This is a genomic window from Elusimicrobiota bacterium (assembly GCA_040757695.1).
GTDB lineage: Bacteria > Elusimicrobiota > UBA8919 > UBA8919 > UBA8919 > JBFLWK01.
Window position 1 is genome coordinate 1 of the sequence record JBFLWK010000181.1, and the last position, 2,157, is coordinate 2,157.

At 31.7% G+C, this 2,157-nt stretch carries 2 protein-coding genes; both read left to right on the plus strand.

Going from position 1 to position 2,157, the window contains the following annotated elements:
- Window positions 1-212: 212 nt before the first annotated feature.
- Window positions 213-1,394, plus strand: coding sequence for a glycosyltransferase family 4 protein (locus AB1349_13885; GenBank protein MEW6558416.1), 1,182 nt, complete (start codon window positions 213-215; stop codon window positions 1,392-1,394).
- A partial coding sequence (locus tag AB1349_13890; GenBank protein ID MEW6558417.1) for a hypothetical protein occupies window positions 1,366-2,157 on the plus strand: 792 nt, incomplete at its 3' end. The genes AB1349_13885 and AB1349_13890, both read left to right, overlap by 29 nt.

The window sequence follows — 2,157 nt, forward strand, 5'->3', positions numbered from 1 at the left end:
AGGAAGACCGACTTACTTATCGTAGCCATCGTCAAGAAATCTGTGAAAAGATAAAAGGGCTTGTTACACAATTAAAAAACAATCCAAACAAATCTGAACTTCTTGCCGAACTTGAACAACTTGCTGACAAATTAAAACATCCGGGGTTGCCTCGCTAAAATTTTTTTCGCTTCCTCTTTACAAAATCCTAAAATTTAATAAAATATATGTATATGGCTAAGATAAAGGTTGCACATATCATTACACTTTTAGAACTCGGAGGTGCACAGGAAAATACGCTTTATACCTGCGAACATTTAGACAAGAATAAATTTGATGTAATTTTGATATGCGGGAAAGGTGGTTTTCTTGACAACAAAACTCAAAATATAAAAACATATTTCGTAAATGAACTCATTCGTGAGATATGCCCGGTTTATGATTTCATAGCATTTGTGAAAATCTACAAAATTATAAAAAAAGAAAAGCCAGATATCGTTCATACACATTCCTCCAAAGCTGGTATCTTAGCCCGCTGGGCAGCTTGGCTTAATAATTTGATTTTGCATTACACATTACACATTACACATTACACAAAAATCATCCATACATTTCACGGGTTTGGTTTCCATGATTATCAAAATTATTTTGTAAGAAAAGTTTTTATTTTTGTTGAACGATTAACCTCAAAAATTACAGACAAACTTATCGCTGTTTCAAATGAGAATATTTCAAAAGGGTTAAAAAATAAAATTGGTATTGAACAAAAATATACTGTTATACGAAGTGGCATAAAACTGAACAATTATCAGATTGATATTGAGATTGAGAAGAAGAAAAAAGAATTTGGAATAACAACCGAAAATGTTGTAGGAATGGTTGCCTGTTTTAAGCCACAAAAGGCGCCGCTTGATTTTGTAAAAGTAGCAAGATTAGTTTGTAATGAAAAACCGGATACAAAATTTATACTTGTAGGTGATGGAGTGCTGAGAAACAAGATTGAGATTGAGATTAAGAAATTACAACTGGAAAAAAATTTTATTCTTACTGGCTGGCGACAGGATGTAAATGAATTTATGAAAATTTTTGATGTATTTGTTTTAACTTCGCTATGGGAGGGTCTACCGAGAACAATCGTGGAAGCAATGGCTTCAGGCAAACCTGTAGTAGCAACATATATTGATGGCACAAAAGAGATTGTTCAGGAAGGGCTTACTGGCTTTTTTGTTCAGCCACATGAAACAGAAAAAATGGCAGAACGAATTTTAAGATTGTTAAATAATTCTGATTTAGGAAAAAAATTTTCAGAAGAGGCAAAAAAAAGGGTTCAAGAATTTGATATTGATTTGATGGTCTCACAACAGCAAAGTTTATATTTATCACTTTATGAAAATAGAAAAAGTGAAAATAATTAGTGTGTTTTTAATAGCAACGATTTTTTACCTGCTATGCCTAAACTATAATTATGTAGGCTATTTCAGCGACGATGCTACTTACATACTAATTGCAAAAAAAATCTTTTCACAGCCATATGCTCAATATCCACCGTTATTTCCTTTTTTTATCAGCATCTTTTTAAAAATCTTTGGAAGCAATTTGTTACTTCTAAAATCAATATCAATGTTCGCAGTTCTCTTATCAGGTCTACTAATTCACTCATATTGGAAAACAACAAAAACGGATTTAATTTTTCTTGTTCTATTTCTGTTTTTATTCCATCCCTTAACTATGGTGTTTTCAACATCTGTAATGTCTGAAAGTATTTATCTATTATACACTATAATTATCTTTATTTATTTGGATAACTTTAAAATAGCGGAAAACTATTTAAAACCAATTTTTATCCTCGCTATTGTCTCAATAATCCCTGCGTATATTAGAACTATTGGTTTCACTGTTCCTGCGTCATTACTGCTGTATCTTATTCTGAAAAGAAAATTTACGAGTGCATCTTGTTTTGCACTGTTTGTTGCATTGTTCTCATTACCACTTTTGATATGGTGGCAACCGTCGTCATATTATGCTGAATTAAACAAAAACTTTTTTGCCGAGTTTTTAAGCAATATCTCCTACTATTCTACTGGAATTTTTAATCTCTTTTTTCTTTCTACAAATGAGCAGCCGACATTGATTAAATCATTCAGCGGTTTTTTTATATCGGTCCTTTTAATCGTTGGT

Coding starts and splice junctions, on each gene's coding strand:
- AB1349_13885 (MEW6558416.1), top strand. CDS start 213: ATGGCTAAGATAAAGGTTGCACATATCATTACACTTTTAGAACTCGGA.